Annotated in this window: 16 protein-coding genes and 6 tRNA genes; 5 read left to right on the plus strand and 17 right to left on the minus strand. The window is 38.4% G+C overall.

Annotation, left to right across the window (positions count from 1 at the left end; genetic code table 11):
* Positions 1–106: 106 nt before the first annotated feature.
* From glmM to sigW, 5 genes are all read right to left on the minus strand, one after another.
* Entirely contained in the window at positions 107–1453 is a 1347-nt protein-coding gene (gene glmM / locus AC6HVZ_RS16820; RefSeq protein WP_497559294.1) for a phosphoglucosamine mutase, read from the minus strand.
* Between the two features lie 89 nt (positions 1454–1542).
* Entirely contained in the window at positions 1543–2781 is a 1239-nt protein-coding gene (locus AC6HVZ_RS16825) for a CdaR family protein (protein WP_497559295.1), read from the minus strand.
* Positions 2774–3595 (minus strand): diadenylate cyclase CdaA, encoded by an 822-nt coding sequence (cdaA, locus tag AC6HVZ_RS16830; RefSeq protein ID WP_497559296.1) that lies wholly within the window; start codon positions 3593–3595, stop codon positions 2774–2776. Before cdaA ends, AC6HVZ_RS16825 begins: the two co-directional genes overlap by 8 nt.
* Before the next feature lie 332 nt (positions 3596–3927).
* The gene (locus tag AC6HVZ_RS16835) at positions 3928–4560 is read right to left on the minus strand and encodes a zf-HC2 domain-containing protein (protein ID WP_497559297.1); all 633 of its coding nucleotides are present in this window, start codon (positions 4558–4560) and stop codon (positions 3928–3930) included.
* A 15-nt stretch (positions 4561–4575) separates the two neighbouring features.
* On the minus strand, positions 4576–5139 hold the full coding sequence (gene sigW, locus AC6HVZ_RS16840) for an RNA polymerase sigma factor SigW (protein WP_497559318.1): 564 nt from the start codon (positions 5137–5139) through the stop codon (positions 4576–4578).
* A 150-nt stretch (positions 5140–5289) separates the two neighbouring features.
* Between sigW and AC6HVZ_RS16845 the strand changes: the two genes are divergently transcribed.
* A complete protein-coding gene (locus AC6HVZ_RS16845) occupies positions 5290–5442 on the plus strand; it encodes an aspartyl-phosphate phosphatase Spo0E family protein (protein WP_497559298.1) in 153 nt (50 codons plus the stop codon).
* Between the two features lie 785 nt (positions 5443–6227).
* Here AC6HVZ_RS16845 and rocF read toward each other — a convergent pair.
* From rocF to AC6HVZ_RS16900, 11 genes are all read right to left on the minus strand, one after another.
* Complete coding sequence (gene rocF / locus AC6HVZ_RS16850) at positions 6228–7130, minus strand: arginase (protein WP_497559299.1); 903 nt, start codon at positions 7128–7130, stop codon at positions 6228–6230.
* A gap of 564 nt (positions 7131–7694) precedes the next feature.
* Positions 7695–8816, minus strand: coding sequence for a phosphomevalonate kinase (locus AC6HVZ_RS16855; protein WP_497559300.1), 1122 nt, complete (start codon positions 8814–8816; stop codon positions 7695–7697).
* Positions 8817–8829: 13 nt separating this feature from the next.
* Positions 8830–9807, minus strand: a complete 978-nt coding sequence (mvaD, locus tag AC6HVZ_RS16860) for a diphosphomevalonate decarboxylase (RefSeq protein ID WP_497559301.1) — start codon at positions 9805–9807, stop codon at positions 8830–8832.
* Entirely contained in the window at positions 9807–10781 is a 975-nt protein-coding gene (mvk, locus tag AC6HVZ_RS16865) for a mevalonate kinase (protein ID WP_497559302.1), read from the minus strand. The genes mvaD and mvk overlap by 1 nt, the downstream gene beginning before the upstream one ends.
* Complete coding sequence (locus AC6HVZ_RS16870; RefSeq protein WP_497559303.1) at positions 10778–12067, minus strand: hydroxymethylglutaryl-CoA reductase, degradative; 1290 nt, start codon at positions 12065–12067, stop codon at positions 10778–10780. Before AC6HVZ_RS16870 ends, mvk begins: the two co-directional genes overlap by 4 nt.
* 315 nt (positions 12068–12382) lie before the next feature.
* Positions 12383–12458 (minus strand) — tRNA-Lys (locus AC6HVZ_RS16875).
* A 350-nt stretch (positions 12459–12808) separates the two neighbouring features.
* Positions 12809–12883 (minus strand) — tRNA-Gln (locus AC6HVZ_RS16880).
* A 10-nt stretch (positions 12884–12893) separates the two neighbouring features.
* Positions 12894–12978 (minus strand) — tRNA-Tyr (locus AC6HVZ_RS16885).
* A gap of 48 nt (positions 12979–13026) precedes the next feature.
* Positions 13027–13102: transfer RNA gene (locus AC6HVZ_RS16890), tRNA-Thr, on the minus strand.
* 32 nt (positions 13103–13134) lie between these two features.
* Positions 13135–13210, minus strand: a tRNA-Val gene (locus AC6HVZ_RS16895).
* Positions 13211–13374: 164 nt separating this feature from the next.
* Positions 13375–13449: transfer RNA gene (locus AC6HVZ_RS16900), tRNA-Glu, on the minus strand.
* A gap of 269 nt (positions 13450–13718) precedes the next feature.
* Here AC6HVZ_RS16900 and fabI point away from each other — a divergent pair.
* Together fabI and AC6HVZ_RS16910 are read left to right on the plus strand one after the other, a co-directional pair.
* Entirely contained in the window at positions 13719–14495 is a 777-nt protein-coding gene (gene fabI / locus AC6HVZ_RS16905; RefSeq protein WP_497559304.1) for an enoyl-ACP reductase FabI, read from the plus strand.
* A gap of 84 nt (positions 14496–14579) precedes the next feature.
* Entirely contained in the window at positions 14580–15299 is a 720-nt protein-coding gene (locus tag AC6HVZ_RS16910) for a YwaF family protein (RefSeq protein WP_497559305.1), read from the plus strand.
* Between the two features lie 208 nt (positions 15300–15507).
* On the opposite strand, the gene AC6HVZ_RS16915 is transcribed toward AC6HVZ_RS16910, so the two are convergent.
* Complete coding sequence (locus AC6HVZ_RS16915) at positions 15508–15624, minus strand: putative holin-like toxin (protein WP_497559306.1); 117 nt, start codon at positions 15622–15624, stop codon at positions 15508–15510.
* A 503-nt stretch (positions 15625–16127) separates the two neighbouring features.
* Between AC6HVZ_RS16915 and htpG the strand changes: the two genes are divergently transcribed.
* The gene (gene htpG, locus AC6HVZ_RS16920) at positions 16128–18005 is read left to right on the plus strand and encodes a molecular chaperone HtpG (RefSeq protein WP_497559307.1); all 1878 of its coding nucleotides are present in this window, start codon (positions 16128–16130) and stop codon (positions 18003–18005) included.
* 332 nt (positions 18006–18337) lie between these two features.
* Complete coding sequence (locus AC6HVZ_RS16925) at positions 18338–19288, plus strand: EamA family transporter (RefSeq protein WP_497559308.1); 951 nt, start codon at positions 18338–18340, stop codon at positions 19286–19288.
* The last annotated feature ends 1 nt before the right edge of the window (position 19289 follow it).

Consider the following 19289-nt stretch of genomic DNA (forward strand, 5'->3'; position numbering starts at 1 on the left):
CTTCAAAGGGTAAAGTTACCGTGTGGATTCGAACCACCTAGATTGTGCAACAGTGGGGCACGCCAAAAAACTGCTCCCCATCACAGAGAGCAGCTCCAATAATAATCTATTCCTTCATTCCCAATAAACCTTCAATTACGTTAACAACTTGATCTGCGTACTTTTCGCAATCTTCCTTCGTTGGTGCCTCAACCATTACACGTACGAGGGGTTCCGTACCCGAAGGACGAACAAGTACACGACCTTGGTCACCTAACTCCTGTTCAACCGCTTCTATTGCGCTTTGGATTTGCGGATTGATTAATGCTTCATTTTTATCTGTTACTTTTACATTTTTAAGGACCTGAGGAAAGATGGTCATATCTCCAACGAGTTCAGATAAAGATTTTCCGGATTCCTTCATTACATTTACCAGTTGGATTGCTGATAACATCCCATCACCAGTAGTATTATAATCCAAGAAAATAATGTGACCTGATTGCTCTCCACCAAGATTGTAACCACCTTTTCGCATTTCTTCCATTACGTAGCGATCACCAACTGCTGTTTTATCACTTCGCATACTATTTTCTTCTAGCGCTTTGTAAAAGCCAATATTACTCATCACAGTGGAAACCACTGTATTTTTTCGTAGAACTCCTTTTTCATTCATATATTTTGCACAAATAAACATGATTTGATCACCATCAACGATATTCCCCTTTTCATCGACAGCGATGAGGCGATCACCATCCCCATCAAATGCCAGACCAATATCTGCACCCTTTTCGGTCACAAATGCTTGTAAGCTTTCTGGATGTGTTGAGCCGACCCCATCATTAATATTTAATCCATCTGGTGATGACCCGATCGAGAATATGTCTGCCTCAAGATCTGCAAATAGATGTGTTGCTAGGCTGGATGTGGAACCATGCGCACAGTCAAGCGCTATTCGCAGCCCTTCAAAATCATTATCCACCGTATCTTTCAGGAACGAGAGGTACTTTTGCCCGCCTTCAAAGTAATCATTAACACTACCAATATCAGCACCTACCGGGCGTGGTAGATCATCTTCTCCATCCATTAATCGCTCAATTTCATTCTCTTGCTCGTCTGATAATTTAAAGCCATCTGCACCAAAAAACTTAATTCCATTATCTGCAACCGGGTTATGGGATGCTGATATCATAATACCAGCTTGTGAACTCGTTGCTTTTGTTAAATATGCAACTCCCGGAGTTGATATAACACCGAGACGCATTACTTCTGCTCCAATTGAAAGCAATCCTGCTGTTAGTGCGCCCTCCAGCATGTGTCCAGAAATCCGCGTATCACGACCAATAATGACTTTTGGTCTTTTGGTTTCTTTCGTTAATAAATAACCGCCAAAGCGTCCTAATTTAAAAGCCAGCTCTGGTGTAAGACCTATATTTGCTACACCTCTTACTCCATCTGTTCCAAAGTATTTTCCCATTTCAAATCTCTCCTTTTTATCCGTATCCTGGCCATTTCCAATTGAGAGTATTGTTATAGCAACTGATCAAAATCCTAAATAGAAGAAAACTAACTGATTTCAATAGTAACTTCTTCTAATTCTCCAGTTATCGTCATATCTTCCACTTCTGGTTCCTCAATTGTTAATGGAACACGGTGTTGACCTGGACCTAATCCATTCGGGTTAATAAACACACGAAAATCATCCGCGGAAAGTTCATTTATATCCGATTGTTTACCTACAACTGTTACATCCATTTCAGGCTCTTCAGGTTCAATGAAGGAGAGGTCTTGTCCTTCTTCCAGGTCTTCTATTTCAATAGGTATTGCTTCAATTGTTCTTGTTTCATCCACTTCTTCTACTTCAATGGTTACTTCAATGGTTTCCATATCAGGAACATTAGCTCCGTCTGGCATGGATAAATTCACATCCATTGTTCCTGATTCTGTAATCTCTGTCAAATCTATTTCTTCCGTAGAGATGCCTTCTATTTCTTCTAATATATTACTTGTAGCAAATACTTCAACTTCCTCTACATTAGCAGAAATGGATGTTAAGGAATAGCCATCAGGCATTTCACCGGTTGTTTCTACACTAACAGGTACTGTCTTACTTGGGTTATTAATATCCGCTGATACGACAACTGTTTCTGGTTCAACCCTTACATTTAATTCATTTCCTTGACTATCATAAACGTTCACAGGAATTTCACGGTTATTTACGGAACGATCCAATCCTGCTAAATCCACATATACTTTTACTATACCAATTTTATCAATAACGCTTCTTGAGCTAGTAATCGTAACTTCGGTTGGACTAACTTCAAACTCCCCAAGCTCATACCCCTCAGCAAGCTGATTTTCATTAATAAAATCCACATTAACTTGAAATCTCTCCGATGCTTTTTCTTCAATTTCAATTTCAACCGTTTTTGGCTCTATAAAAACATTTATATCAGATGAAATATTATGTTGAATTTCTACAACATGTGCTCCTTCTTCTAATCCTTCCAAATCCACAAACACATCAAAATTCCTTAGTTTAACGAGCGGTGTTACTACACCCATAGTACCTTCTAACGAAACACTAACAAATTCAGGCACACCACTAACCACGTAATTTTCATTATCTATATGAATATCTACCGGTACATTATCAAGCGTTTGAAATCCATCTGAATTGCCGGGAAATGTGGATTCATTTTGTGATGAACTGTTTTCTGATATATACACAAAGGCAAATAACGAAACAGCAAAAGCTAATGAAACTACACGGACAAACCATTTACTTGCAAACCAATTATCCATCTTTATTCCCCCTCCATTTCCTTGGCTTTTTTTCAGGGGTTTTTAAGTTTAATGATAAATTTTCATGCAATATTTCTCGAAGGCTTTCCTGATTTAATTCTCTATGTAGCTCTCCATTTTTTGCACATGAGATATTTCCTGTTTCCTCAGATACAATAATCGTAAGTGCATCTGTTACTTCACTTATACCCATCGCAGCCCTATGCCTTGTTCCTAGTTCTTTCGCAATAAAAGGGCTTTCCGATAATGGAAGATAACAAGCTGCTGCAGCTATCGTTTCCTTTTTTATAATAACAGCACCATCATGTAATGGTGTATTTGGGGTGAAAATATTTGTTAACAATTGATGCGTTAGTTTGCCATTTATTGGTATCCCCGTTTCAGCATAATCGCCAATTCCTGTTTCACGTTCGATCGAAATAAGTGCACCAATTCTCCTTTTTGCCATATAGTTACAAGACTGGATAATGGCTTCAATATTTTGTTCGATAATTTCTTCTTCCGACCTGGCACTTCTTGCAAAAATATTACCTCTCCCAAGCTGTTCAAGTGCCCTTCTCAGCTCTGGCTGGAATAGAATGATAATGACTATTAAGCCCCATTCGATCGCCTGATTTGTAATCCATTGGATCGTTTGTAAATTGAAAACAATACTTAAAAGCCAAACAGCAAGTACTACAGCAATCCCTTTTAAAAGCTGGATTGCCTTTGTTCCCCTGATCAGCATAATTAATTTATATAATACATACCAGACGAGAGTAATGTCTACGCCTATTCTGAGTAGTGTTATGAGATCGAATCCCCCATCAAGCATGCTTACACATCCTTCAACAGCCATTTTTAGTCCTATCCAATTTAAGATAGTGACGTTATTTATTATAACATAAAATCAAGTGAATCATGTGCATCCAAGGGCGATATATCTTTCAATTTTAAATTTTTCCCACGAATAAAAGTGATGGGCGCCTGTTCAGCAACGTACAAACTGGGTCACTTTAAGACTGGGTCTGCGCTCGTCCCACCAAAAAGAGCTTACTAGTTGTTGGGAGCTGCAGCTGGATGTGGCCGATTCTGCAATCAAGCTGAGCACATCCTAAGCACTAAGAAAAACCGGATATAGCTGTCCAATATCCGGTAATCCTTTTGCTAAAAGGCAAAAACACCTTCAAATAAATTTTTTACTTTATACCAAATCCATTCAAAAACCTGATCAACCGTTTTTAATTCACCATTCACTTCGCCAACAGATGCCATCAGACCTTCACTCTCGATCGGTTCTTCAATAAGCTTACTATTGATTAAGGTAACATTCCCATCAATCGTTCCATAAATGACCAAATTTCCATTTTTGACAAGTAAATCACCTTCAACGATAACATCTTCTGGAACGATAACTGTATCACCTTGAATAATCAAATTTTCCTGTTTGGAGACAACCAGTTCACCATCCTCATTCCACATTGAAAGTACACCACTTAACATAAATATAAAAAATATTGCAGCAGCAGTCAAAATCGGATGTGCTTTAAGCCATCGTGTATACTTCATACTTTTCTTTTCGGTAGGCAGATTTCTCATAACTTCAGCTGTGAAATTTGCAGGTGCTGAAATTTGTTCTGTACTTTGAATAAGGGCAATTGTTCGTTTCAATTCATGAAAATGTTTCTGACATGCCTTGCATTCTTCTAAATGCCTCTGTAATGTTGTCTCTTCTTCTTTTGTTAAATCACCATCTAAATAGCGATGCATCAGCTTGATTAATTGATTATCACAATTCATGTGGAATACACTCCTTTACACGTGACGAAGCTTTTTCCGTAAAGCTTCTCTTCCTCGATGTATTCGGGTTTTCACCGTGCCTAGTGGAATATCTAAGATTTCACTAATTTCTTGAAGCGAAAATTCTTCCAAATAACGCAATATAATAATACTGCGATATTTCGGTGGAAGTCCTGAGATTTCCTGGTGGATATACCTTTGCAAATCAATGCTCTCCACCTCTTCATCCGGCAACCGCTCTTTACTTGCGAGCTGGGAATACATATCTAATCCTTCCGTCCCTTTTATCTCCGCATCCAGAAAATAATCCGGTTTACGCTTTCGAATTCGATCAATTGTTAAGTTCGTGGCAATTCGGTATAACCACGTCGAAAACTTCCTGCGATCATCGAACGAATGAATATTAACATAAGCACGAATAAATGCTTCCTGTGCTATGTCCTCCGCCTCGTGCACATTACCAAGCATCCGAAAACAATGCTGGTAAATCTTATTTTGAAAGAATGAGACCACATCCTCAAATGCAGATTGATCCCCTTTTTTCACCTGTTTTATTTTATCTCTAATCATTTGATCCATACGGGTACCTCCGCTTACTCCTGCGGTAGTTATATTACGAAACTGACTACCAAAAGGTTTCATGAAAAATTTATAAAAGTTTTTTTAGTTTACTATTGCAAAAACATGGGTATTTTCTTAATATAGTATACTAGATAGGAGGCAAGTTTTGTGGGTAAATTAATATTATTAAAGGAAATCGAAAAATGCCGTAAAGAAATGATCTCACTGGGTAGTACACATGAATTAACTTCAGAAGTTGTCGTTTCGTCTAGTATGAAGTTGGACAAACTTATAAACGAATATCAAACGAAAGCCCAATAGATACATGATCAGGCTTACTTCTATGAATATACAGACAAAGAAAATACAATAGGGTAAAAAGACATGAAATTCCAGATGAACTGAAATTTATGTCTTTTTTAATACTCCTTTCTAATTTCTCTTAATGTAAGCCCCACATTGGCTATAAACTACAACGTAAGATACGATACAAAAATCTATCCAAGTTGAGGGCTGCTCATAGACAAAACTTCTACTTTTCATAGCCGTTCTGTCCTTGAGTGCGTCTCTCACGGACAAAACTTCTACTTTTCATAGCCATTCTGTCCTTGAGTGCGTCTCTCACGGACAAAACTTCTACTTTTCACAGCCGATCTGTCCTTGAGCGCGTCTCTCACGGACAAAACTTCTACTTTTCATAGCCATTCTGTCCTTGAGTGCGTCTCTCACGGACAAAACTCTTACTTTTCACAGCCATTCTGTCCTTGAGTGCGTCTCTCACGGACAAAACTTCTACTTTTCATAGCCATTCTGTCCTTGAGAGCGCCTCTCACGGACAAAACTCTTACTTTTCACAGCCATTCTGTCCTTGAGCGCGCTTCTCACGGACAAAACTTCTACTTTTCATAGCCATTCTGTCCTTGAAAGCGTCTCTCACGGACAAAACTTCTACTTTTCATAGCCATTCTGTCCAATAGAGCGCTTCTCTACGCCCGAACAGAACCGATACTGGCACTAACGGCCATATATAATGCTTTTCTCTGATCGTACGCCGTTTTTTTTACCTTGTAAAAAAATTAAAAGTCTTTCAGAAAGCATTCTTTAGATTATTTTAGTTTCTCTCCAAACAACGATCCCAATAATGCTACCGCTGCTGTTGCGGTTTTATTTTTTTCATCCAAAATTGGATTTACTTCGACAAATTCTGCAGATGTTAGTATATCTGCTTCAGCAAGCATTTCCATAGCCAGATGGCTTTCACGATAGGTTATTCCTCCAAGCACTGGTGTTCCTACGCCGGGTGCCTCAGAAGGATCCAAGCTGTCAAGATCTAAGCTTAGATGAATTCCATCCGTTCTCGCTTTTAAATAATTAATCGTTTCTTGCATTACTTTCGGCATTCCCATTCTGTCTATCTCGTGCATTGTAAATACTTTCATTCCTTTTTTGCGAATTAATTCTCTTTCCCCAGGATCCAGTGATCGGGCACCGACAATTACAATATTTTCCGGTTTGATTTTTGGTGAATAACCATAAAGATTCGTTAATTCTTCATCTCCTATCCCCAGGCTGACCGCTAAAGGCATTCCGTGAATATTTCCTGATGGTGAAGTTTCACCGGAGTTCAAATCTGCATGGGCATCATACCAAATAACCCCCAAATTTTCATAATGCTTAGAAGCTCCAGCAAGACTACCAATCGCAATGCTATGATCGCCACCTAAAATTAATGGGAAGTGGCCTTTCTCAATTTGCTGATCAACCATTTCTGCAAGTTCCAGGTTGACTTCAGTTACCTGCTTAAGATTTTTCAAACTACCCTCATTTTCTGTTTTTTTTGGATCTGGATGATTTATCGGAATATCCCCTAAATCAAATGTATCCATTTGCAGTTCCTGTAATTTTTCAATTGCCCCCGCATAACGCATGGCACTTGGTCCCATATCAACCCCACGGCGACTCTGACCTAAATCCATCGGGACTCCTATTATCGATAGTTTATTTTTCAATGTAAACGCCTCCTTTCTTTCTATTTTAACTGAAGTGAGGAGAATGACTCAACTTAACATTAATATGTATATATATGCAAAAATTGCCACTAGAAAACTTAGCTTAACGTCAAGCCTTAATGACGAAATCCCCGTTGCACAACCTCCCTACCCTAGTACAATAAAAAAAGCTAAAGCATCTTTCCCGAGATCAGAGCTAGATTTGAATAAATCAGCGGAAAGGCCAATTTATTCTATACATTCTTATTCCATAAAAAATACTACCGCATCTTTCTAGCGGGAAAAAACAGATAAGTAGAACTCAGTAAAAAATTAACTTGTTTATTTGAATTTCTTCCTTATCCGTAGTAAATTTTTTTATATTGCTTGTTCAAAAAGGTGGATAAAAAGGACCGAGAAGTTCGAGGCGGCGTAGCTTTGAGTACCGGAACGTATGCAATTAATACGTGAGGAACGGAAAAGCAAGCCAACGAAGAAATTCGATGTGTCATTTTTGCCGGACTTTTTGAACGTCTTTCTATAAAAAAATCAGGCACCAATCTTTTGATAGGCTACCCGATTCATTTATAATCTATTATTTTCTCCGTCTTCAACGATGCTTGCACCATTTAGATTTACCTTTAAAGTTAGTGGTTTAATACCCACTTGTTCCCACGCTTCTATTAAATGCTGTGCATCTTTTTTGGATGGCATAAACGCAATACCGCAATCGCCACCACCTGCTCCTGATGGCTTCCCTGCTCCCCCATACTCTTCAGCTAAATCACATAGCTTACTCAATAAAGGTGTTTCAATTGCCACATTTGCCTGATCACCTACAGCGGCTAGTGCATGCCGGTTTTGCTTCACGCCCTCTAGTAATAGGGTAGTGTCTTGTTCCTTCATACCCTTGATAAACTTCTCCACAGCAATATCACTACTAGTCAAAAATTGTTGGAATTGTGCGGGATTGTCTACCTTTAATTTTAAAATTTCATCGACTAATTTCTTCGTGGAAGCAGGCTCGCCTGTCCAGCCGATACATACGTAAACATTGTCCGGTAATTCAAGCGGCTGTAATGAAAAATAAATCCAATCCAATTCAAGAAGTTCTGTTAATGTCGCCGTGTTATGATATGCCTCTTTTAACCATGCGGCTTGAAAGGAAGAATACTTTAGAAATCCTCCGTATGATGATGCTGCTACATCCGCACCAGAGCCATTCCCTTGTGTTTTTACATGCGAAATTGCTGCAAGTTTAAAAATGATTGCAGCAGATGGCTCACGATTTATATGTTTTTTTAATATAGCGCTAATAACAGAAGTAACTACTGCAGCACTGGATCCTAAACCATATTTAACACCAGAAGCGTCATCAAGCTCACTTTTGATTACTATACTGAAAGGTGGTGGAGTAATTTCATTCTCCCGTAAATAATTCAATGCTATTGTCATGGCATCTTCTACAAAGTGAATGCGCCTATCCTCTGAAAGAATCGTTACTTTATTATTTTTATATTCCCAGTGTAGATCATGAAGCTTAAAATCCTGTAATGAAAGGCTGTTCTCATTACTACGTTGTAATGTTGCGTACACAAATCTGTCAACTGCCATTACAACTAATTTATGGTGGGGTTCAAGAACAGCAAACTCTCCAGCTATCATCAATTTTCCTGGTACTTTAATGGTCATTGGTGTATTAGGCAATATCCTTCAACCCCTACAGATAGGTTACTCCTTGACCTGGTTTACTCAATCTTACATCTGTTACACCAGGAATATTACGGAGTGTTTTTTCGACATTTTTTTCGTTTTCCGGCAAATATAACACTTTCACATTCGGACCTGCATCAATTGTAAAATAAGCTGGAATTCCTTTTGCTCTCATCGCCTGTACAGTTTGCATGACAGCCATCGTTGTATCAAGCCAGTATGTAAACGGAGGATTTGCCCCTAATGTTGTAGCATGCATTTTTAAACAATTAGCCTCGGCTATTTGCCCGACTATTTCAAAGTCACGATGCTTGATCCCGTCCTTTATCTGCCGCAAATCTTGAGGTACACTGTCTAACCACCCCGAATAAAAGGTAGAGGTATCTACTGTCCGCTTCATTCCCTCACGACTGGATACCTTTTTCATTCTAGCCGTTAAAACAACCGCAGCTACTCGAACATCCCAATGATCTGCAGGTGCTACAGGTACAGCATACGAATCAGATCCATCGGCGTTTTTCCCCATTTCCCATTCAGCAAATCCTCCGTAAATAGAGCGACAGGCTGAACCAGATCCTTGTCGTGTTATTCGGGAAAGTTCCTGATCACTAAGACCAAGTCCAATTGCTTTTGATCCTGCAGCAGCTAGTGCAGCAAACCCAGATGCAGAAGATGCAAACCCTGCTGCTGTCGGCACTTCATTAATTGACTTAACATGTGCAAATAAATTGTATTTTCCTGCAGTTTCTCGGATAAGATCAAGAAATTTTGCAACACGATCATACTGTATGCCTGTAATAGGCTGATCATTTAACGTAAATAAATCCTCTGTTAACTCTTCCTGAAAATCAACCGTTGTTGTTGTATAAAATCCATCCAATGTTAGGGAAAGGCTATTGTTTGTAGGCAGGATGATTTTTTCCTGGCGCTTACCCCAATATTTAATTAGGGCAATATTTGTATGTGCTTTTGCTGTAGCCTTCATCATTCTTCCCCTTTATTTGTCTTTTTCAGCACAAATGGCCACACAGCATTTGCCCCGAACTTTCTTAATTTTTCTGCTAGCTGTCTGGAATGAACTTCATTTTGGGCCAATGCAATAATACAGCCGCCATTACCGCCGCCTGTAAGCTTCGCACCTAAAGCACCCTCTTTACGCGCAAACTGAATCAGTCTGTTCAACCCTGTATCACTCACACCTAAGGATTCCAATTCTTTTTGGGCTTCATTTAGCATTTGTCCTAATATATGCTTCCCTTTTCGCTCTAAAGCATGTTTTGCCTGATGGGTCAGTTCACCAATACGATCTAGTTTTCGCTGAATTCTCCTAGGCGCAGATCTTAATAAACCCGCTACAGATTCCACCGCCAAACGTGTATCTCCAACCCTTCCAGAATCTGCCACAACAAAATGAAAATCGTCACTAAGTTTAATAAATTTAATCGGATGCTCTTTCTCATACCATACAGGAGATTCCGATGTAATCGTAAGTGTATCAATCCCGCTCGGTGATCCGTGCGCATATGTTTCTGCAATATTAGATAGCCTCAGTAGTTCTTCGTCTGTATAATTTTCATTTGAAAAATTAAATAAGGAACGTACTACAGAAATCGCCACAGAAGCACTCGATCCTAAACCTTTGCCAGGTGGTATAGAAGATTTAATTCGAATTAACAAATCCTGACATGGTAATTCAAGATAATCTAATGTACCTTTAATACAGTTAACAATTCCACTTAATGCCGCCGGAGCAAGCTCAAGTGGTCCATAATAAAATGTACTGTCAATTTTAGCAGTACCAGGAACATGTTCAATAACCGTCTCTACACCAACTAATGGAAAAGGAATAGCGATTGCAGGCTGTCCGTGCACAACCGCATGCTCTCCTATTAAAATTAACTTACTATGAGCTATACCTATAGCTGTTTGTTCTGTTGTTGTTACTTTTTCTGCACTCATTTTGTATAATTTTCCACCAATTCTTTAGCTTTTCCGACACGGATTTCTTTTGTTTTAATCAACTGTTCTGCAATGATATCAACCATCTCCCCAGTAGCCCCTGCTGCCATCGCAACAGAGCGAGAATGTAATGCCATATGTCCTTTTTGAATACCATCTGTTACTAATGCTTTCAACGCCCCAAGATTTTGCGCTAATCCAACCGAAACGATAACCTGCGCTAATTCCTGTGCTGATTCAACATCCAAAATACGATGGACGGTTTTGGCCATGGGATGAACTCGAATGGAACCTCCAACTGTACCTATAGACATTGGCAATTCCAATTCCCCTACTAGGTTCCCCTTTTCATCGACAGACCATTTAGTCATGGAACTATATTGTCCACTGCGAGATGCGTATGCATGAGCTCCTGCCTCTACCGCTCGCCAATCATTCCCTGTTGCAATTACAATCGGATCAATCCCATTCATAATTCCTTTATTATGCGTAACGGCACGATATGGATCGGATGCTGCAAATTCAAAGGCATGTACAACACCGTCCCTAACTTCTTCTCCAGTAAAACCTTCCGATTCGAGCAATGCTGGTGGAATAACACAACGGGCATGCGCAAGACATTTATCTGCATAATTCGATAAGATTCGTAAATAAACTTTTCCTTTAGTCAGTTTTTCGACTATAGGCGCCAAAGACTCCACCATTGTATTAATAATATTTGCGCCCATTGCATCACATGTATTTACATATAAATGTAAAACGAGCATTTGACTATAGGCAGAATCAGCTGCTTCATTTAATATTCTTACTTCCAGATCCTCTGCCCCCCCACCTCTAGCTACAAGGCTAGGATAAGCAGCATTGGCATCTTCTATTAAAGATTCCTTTTCATTTAAAAGCGCTTCTTTAGCAGCATGAATATCAGGGCATCCCACTACTTGAATTTGACCAATCATAACCCTTTCCGTTGCCTCAGTGGTAAAGCCTCCTGCTTCTCTTACAATTTTAGCGATATAACTTGCCGATGCAACTACAGAAGGTTCTTCAATTGCCATTGGTACTACATATTCTTTCCCATTTATTAAAAAATTCAATCCTAAACCTAGTGGCAAGGGAAAAGTTCCAATAACATTTTCAATCATTTTGTCTGCGGTTTCTACCGGGAGTGCTTCTATTGAAAGCAAATCTGCTTTTTCCTGTTCTGAAAAAGTATGCATATTCATGATTAATTCTCTTCGTTCGTCAACAGTTTTATTATAAAAACCAGGGATTCTGGAAGTATTCATACTAAATCATCCTTTTATAAATCATAATTGTATATAACACAGGATATCATCAATTTTCTTTATATTACTTTCCTAATTTATAATTATAACACGAAAGTACCATTTTAGAGCAGTAGAAAAACATGGATTTCACTAAAAATATGCCTCATCATATTTATTTAGAGGTATTCTTTTCATGTAAAAAAATTACTGTATCTATTATGTTAAAAAACAGTATAAAATGCAAATAAACAAGGTTGCAGTTTTTATGACAACCTTGTTTTATTTGATAGTCCTCTATATATAATGTAAATCCTTCATTTATTAATTAAAAAATGGTGAGCCATGGAGGATTCGAACCTCCGACCCTCTGATTAAAAGTCAGATGCTCTGCCGACTGAGCTAATGGCTCATGTTTTAATGTTTACTTGCGTTGTATATGCGCTCATCCAGTGACCCCTACTTCTTCTAGCTTATTCAAGGATGTTTAGTGCATCGGGGTTACTCGTAGCTTACTCGGTAGAAGTGTTGCTCGTCGCTCTGCCGGCTGAGCTAATGGCTCATGTTTTATGAGTGTTCTTAAGCTTTAAAGAGCGTATATCTTGAATGCTCGTCATGTTGCAAGCAATTTCGGTGATACAGCACTCCTCGCATACCTGCACTTTGTAGATCCTCAGAATGTATGCGACTGGCTAACAGCTTATCTTCATTATAATTCCTAATTTTAAAATATGTAATCTAAAACCCATAAAAACAAAAAAGTGGCTGGGCTACTAGGATTCGAACCTAGGATACACGGGATCAAAACCCGATGCCTTACCGCTTGGCTATAGCCCAACAATAAAAGTGGTGGAGGGGGGCAGATTCGAACTGCCGAACCCTGAGGGAGCGGATTTACAGTCCGCCGCGTTTAGCCACTTCGCTACCCCTCCGCAAATATTGTGCACTATTTATATAAAAATATACGCAAGAATTAATCATGGTGCCGGCCAGAGGACTTGAACCCCCAACCTACTGATTACAAGTCAGTTGCTCTACCAATTGAGCTAGGCCGGCTTATTTCATTTACGGTTATATGATAATAAAGATGGTGGAGGATGCAGGGCTCGAACCTGCGACCCCCTGCTTGTAAGGCAGGTGCTCTCCCAGCTGAGCTAATCCTCCGACACACAGGATAAGTAAAACTTCCTGAATATACTTCGCATGCAGAAAATAAGTTTCTCTTTTTCAAGGGTGTGCTATTGCATGTGTTGCGAAAATGTTTATGATTGAACGAGTAAGCATAGGTCCAGGACATCCCATACTAGACATACCTTTTTTAAAAAAATTGGTGACCCGTACGGGATTCGAACCCGTGATACCGCCGTGAAAGGGCGATGTCTTAACCGCTTGACCAACGGGCCATATAATGGCTTAGTAAATAGTGACAACATGTATTTTTTAACACTTTTTTTAAACTCGTCTCAAACCAACGAATTTTATTATAACCAGTTATGCAAACTTTGTAAAGAGGAAAATCTGTTTTTTTTTATAAAAATGCAGTTATTGTTGAAACATGTATAATTTATTGGGAAGGATGGTTTAAAAGTCAGCTTTTGTTATACAATGGTTTCTTTAATCGAAAAAGGTAAGTTATACTATATATAATAGAAATACATTTTGGAGGTGCAACATGGCAGGATTATTACAAGACAAAAATATAGTAGTTATGGGGGTCGCAAACGAGCGAAGCATTGCGTGGGGGATTACAAAATCACTACATAATGCAGGTGCTAATTTAATTTTTACAAATAGGCAGGAAAGATCTTATCAAAAATTAGTAAAGCTTTTAGAAAAAAGTGAAATCGAACCGAAATTAATTGTTTCATGTGATGTTGCAAGCGATGAAAGCATCACAGAGGCTTTTGGTGAAATCAAAGAAAAAGTTGGCGTGATTTATGGACTGATACACTCCGTAGCTTTTGCAAACAGGGATGAACTCAAAGGTGAATATGCTGATACTTCGCGTGATGGTTTCTTGTTAGCTCAGGAAATTAGTGCCTATTCATTAGTAGCAGTAACAAAGGCTGCTAAAGAAGTGATGACTGAGGGTGGCAGCATTGTTACACAAACCTATCTTGGTTCAGAACGAGTCATTAAAAACTACAATGTCATGGGTGTCGCTAAAGCGTCTTTAGAGGCCAGTGTACGTTATTTAGCAGAAGATGTAGGTAAATATGGTATTCGTGTAAATGCGGTTTCTGCAGGCCCTATTCGTACGTTATCCGCTAAAGGGGTGTCCGGATTTAATGAAAAAGCGGGCGTTATTGAAGAAAAAGCTCCTTTACGCAGAAATGTCGATCAGGATCAGGTCGGCGACGCAACCCTATTCTTAGTTAGTGAGCTTTCCAGGGGAGTCACCGGTGAAGTTTTACATGTTGATTCGGGATATCACATTATTGGCGGCTAAATTTTAACAGAATAATAACTGAAGCAGATACTTATTACATATATATAGAGTAATGTGTATCTGTTTTTATTAGGGGGGTTTTTAATGGGAGATTGGTTTAACGAGCAGTTCAGTGAGCCTTTTATCACATTTGGAACCAGCCACATCATCATGCTGACAATCTATCTTATTGGCCTTATTCTTTTATTGCTTACATATAAAAAAGTCAAAAATAACACGATTTTGTACAATACTTTACGTTGGTCTTTATTTGCCATCCTGGTTTTATCGGAAATATCCTATCAGATTTATACAATAACGAATGGAATATGGAGTTTGCGGGAGCATATCCCCCTGCATCTTTGTGGGATTGCGAGTATCACCGGAGCGATTGCCCTTGTTACACATAATAAAACGTTGATTAATCTTACTTTTTTTATCGGTTTCATCCCTGCTTTTGCAGCATTGGTAACACCAGAACTGCCTTTGGATTTCCCACATTTTCGCTTTTGGAAGTTTTTTATCCATCATACGGCTATTTCATGGGTGAGTGTTTTTCTCCTGCTTATGAGTTCGGTGAAGATTACTTTCAGATTGACGATGCAGGCCTATGGATCATTACTTATTTATGCTGCTATTATAGGATTTCTTGTTAATCCTTGGCTGGGTTCGAATTATCTTTATTTATCTGCTACACCGACGGCTAGTACTCCACTTGATTTGCTAGGGAGTGGGATTTGGTATTATGTGAATCTTTGTTTGTTAAGCTTAGGTGTTTTTCTATTGTTGTTTGGGATCTCCAGGATTTTCGGACCCAAAAAATAGAGAAGGATAGCCTAATAGATTGCATAATTATATATTTTTATTAAAAGTCATTCCACATAAGGGTATACTTATGTTAAGATATTCGTATACTAAAAATATAGCTGAGTGCGCTAACACTCGGCCTGGCAACATATATGCCGCACCTGAGCGGCTGACCGTATTTTAAAGCATAGGAAGTAACTGCCTTTAACTCAGTCGAGAAGGGCGGTTACTTCCTCTTATTTCTGTTGGTGACAGCTGCGATAATAGCTACAACTGCTGTTAATGCTGTAACTAGCAAAATGCCAAATTGAAATAGCATGTTCATTGCGTCGTAAGTCACCATATGAAACACCCCCCCTTCCTTACAGGGAGTGCCAGCCGCCCATCCGCTTTATGTAGTTGCACATCCTTATTCCAGCATTAATTGAACAAAAATTCTATAAAATAAGATAACATGTTACTTTTGTCTTTATTTGCATACTAAGACATAAAAATCTATCTTCAATCTCAAGATGGATTTTTAATTTACTTGATACCGATTACTAAACTGTTCTAACTAAATGTAATTAGCCTTTAGTCAGTAAATCAAGTCATAAATATTTTCCTAAACATCCTCATTTGAAGGTAGTTAGATTTCATAATTGGATATGCAAAATGGCACTTAAAATAAATGCCTTTCCGAATTTTGTCGATCAAAGTAGTAAAAGAATCCCCACACGCTTCTGATTGACATCAAAAAATAGATATGGTATTAACAATAATAGGGATTAGCACTCAGATCAATCGAGTGCTAAAGTAATTAAAAATATCGACTAAAATTTCACTATAAAAGGGGAGATTAATAAGATGAGTAAGATCGAATTCAAAGCAGAGTCAAAAAAATTACTGGATATGGTAATCAACTCTATCTATTCGCAGCGCGAAATATTCTTAAGAGAGCTTATTTCCAATGCAAGTGATGCGATTGATAAAATTTATTACAAGGCATTAACCGATGATCGATTAACGTTTAATCCTGATAGTTATTATATAAAAGTAGACGCAAATAAAGATAAACGTACATTAAAGGTTACCGATACTGGGATCGGAATGACGAAGGAGGAATTGGAAAATAACCTTGGTGTCATTGCCAAAAGCGGTTCCCACACATTTAAAACGGAAAACGAAATTAAAGATGGACACGACATTATCGGACAATTTGGTGTTGGATTTTATGCAGCATTCATGGTGGCAGACAGGGTAAGTGTGATTAGTAAGTCACTTGATAGCGATGAGGCATTTAAATGGGAGTCTACTGGCTCTGATGGATATACCATTACCCCAGCGGATAAGGCAGAAATCGGTACGGAAATTATTCTGGAAATAAAAGAAAATGAAGATGATGAGAACTATGATGAGTTTTTAGAGGAATACCGCCTAAAGCAAATCATCAAAAAATATTCCGATTTTATCCGTTATCCTATTAAGATGGATATTACAGAAAGCAAGCTAATAGAAGGATCAGAAGACGAATATGAAGATGTAATTGACGAACAAACGATCAATACAATGATCCCAATATGGAAAAAAAATAAAAGTGAACTATCAAAAGAAGATTATGAGAGTTTTTACAATGACAAGCATTATGGCTATGACAAGCCATTAAAGCATATTCATCTTAATGTTGATGGTACCATTAGATATAATGCGATTCTTTACATCCCGGAAAATGCACCACATAATTACTATACAAGGGATTTTGAAAAAGGACTTGAGCTTTATTCCAATGGTGTTTTGATCATGGATAAATGTGCTGACTTACTCCCAGATTATTTCAGTTTTGTTAAAGGTATGGTAGATTCAGAAGACCTTTCCCTCAACATTTCAAGAGAGATGCTTCAGCATGATCGACAGCTGAAATTAATCGCCAAAAATATTAATAAAAAAATCAAAGCACAATTACTCAGCATTTTGAAAGATGAACGTGAAAACTACGAGACGTTCTTTAAATCATTCGGTCAACAACTCAAATTCGGCGTATATAGCGACTTTGGACAGCACAAGGATTTACTAAAAGATTTATTATTATTCTATTCTTCCAAAGAGAAAAATCTGGTAACACTAAAAGAGTACGTATCAAGAATGGCAGAGGAGCAAAAGTACATTTATTACGCAACTGGTGATTCCAATGAGCGCATTGCGAAACTTCCGCAAACTGAAATAGTTAAAGATAAAGGGTATGAAATTTTATACTTTACAGATGAAATCGACGAATTCGCCATTCGCATGTTAGTCAATTATCAAGAAAAGGAATTCAAGTCGGTATCCAGCGGCGATTTGGGATTTGAGAATGAGGAAAAAGATTCGACAGAAGAAGAACAAACTGAAAACAAGGATCTTTTCAATACGATGAAAGAGATATTATCTGACAAGGTAAAAGAAGTACGAGCATCCAAACGATTAAAGTCGCATCCTGTCGTATTAACTGCTGATGGAGAAATTTCCATCGAAATGGAGAAGATAATCAATGCAATGCCAGATGATCAACAGATTAAGGCAGACAAAGTACTTGAGATTAATGTCAATCACGAAATATTCCAAGCATTGAAAAACGCAAATGCACAGGATGAGGAAAAACTGAAGTTATATACGAACTTACTTTACAATCAAGCACTCCTCATCGAAGGACTGCCAATTAACGATCCTGTTGAATTTACCAACGATATTTGCAAAGTGATGGTGTGACAAAAATATAAGCGGCTGACCATATCAATATATGTTTTCAAAAAGAAGTAATTGCCCAACTAATTGGTGTGTGAGCGATTGCTTCTTTTTTCTGTTGGTGACAAGTAGGGGATAGTTATCACTACTGTTAATATATTCTCGCAAATTGCCATATTGAAATAATTAGAATCTCTGATCATGTTATTATTTTTTCAAAAGAATATAACCCATTCATCGTCAATAAAAGCATAACAAGTAAAAGTCATGCCACTGTGCTATCATAAACAAGATAGCATTCTTTTCTTCTGAACAGAAAGTATATAAAAAAATTATCAAATATTGGAGGAAGTGGAATGAAACGTCACAATGCTATGATCATTTTCCTTATGGGAGCCTGTTTTTTCGGGCTAAACCCTTTATTTATAAAATTAGGTTATGCTGCGGGCTGGACTCTTGGCGAAATTAATGTAATACAAGTTATTATTGCTCTTTTCGTGCTTTGGACGATCGGTATTTTTTCCATCAGACGTCATCCCCTCGCAGTCAAAAAACTTAATCATAAAACGTTAGTATCCCTCATGATTACAGGCAGCTTCACAGGTTTGACCAGTGTGCTTTATTATGGTTCAATGCAATATTTACAAGCTTCATTAGCTGTAGTGTTATTATTCCAATTCGTATGGGTGGGTGTATTATTTGACTGGGTTTTTAACCGAAAAAAACCTAGCTGGCAAACGATGTTGACCGTAATCCTAACCATGGTTGGTGTACTATTTGCAGCTGATGCGTTTAACGGCGGGCTTACTAATATGACACTCCTCGGCTTCGTGCTTGGAATTGGATCGGCATTCTCATATGCCGCATTTGTCTTTGTGAGTGGACGTGTAGCGGTTGATGTACCAGCAACAATCCGGACACCAATTATGATTACAGGTGCTGCTATCCTGATATTTATTATTTTCCCGCCACACACAACATTAAGTAATGCTGCACTTGCAGGTGGAAGCTTATGGCTCTATGCCGGTGGACTCGCCCTTTGTGGATTGATCTTAACACCGCTTATGTTTGCCATATCAACCCCACATATCAATGCTAGCTTAGCTACGATACTAGGTGCAATTGAACTACCCGTATCTGTCATTGTTGCATATATTGGATTGTCCGAATATATAGGGACTTCTAGATGGTTTGGTGTTTCACTCATTCTTCTTGCAATCACAATTGGTGAAGTGAAAGTTTTCTGGCGTATGTTGATGAAATCGAAAAAACATGTGGATCAAACAGGTAGCAGACACTCTGCATAAA

The organism is Oceanobacillus sp. NCCP-135, assembly GCF_059698015.1.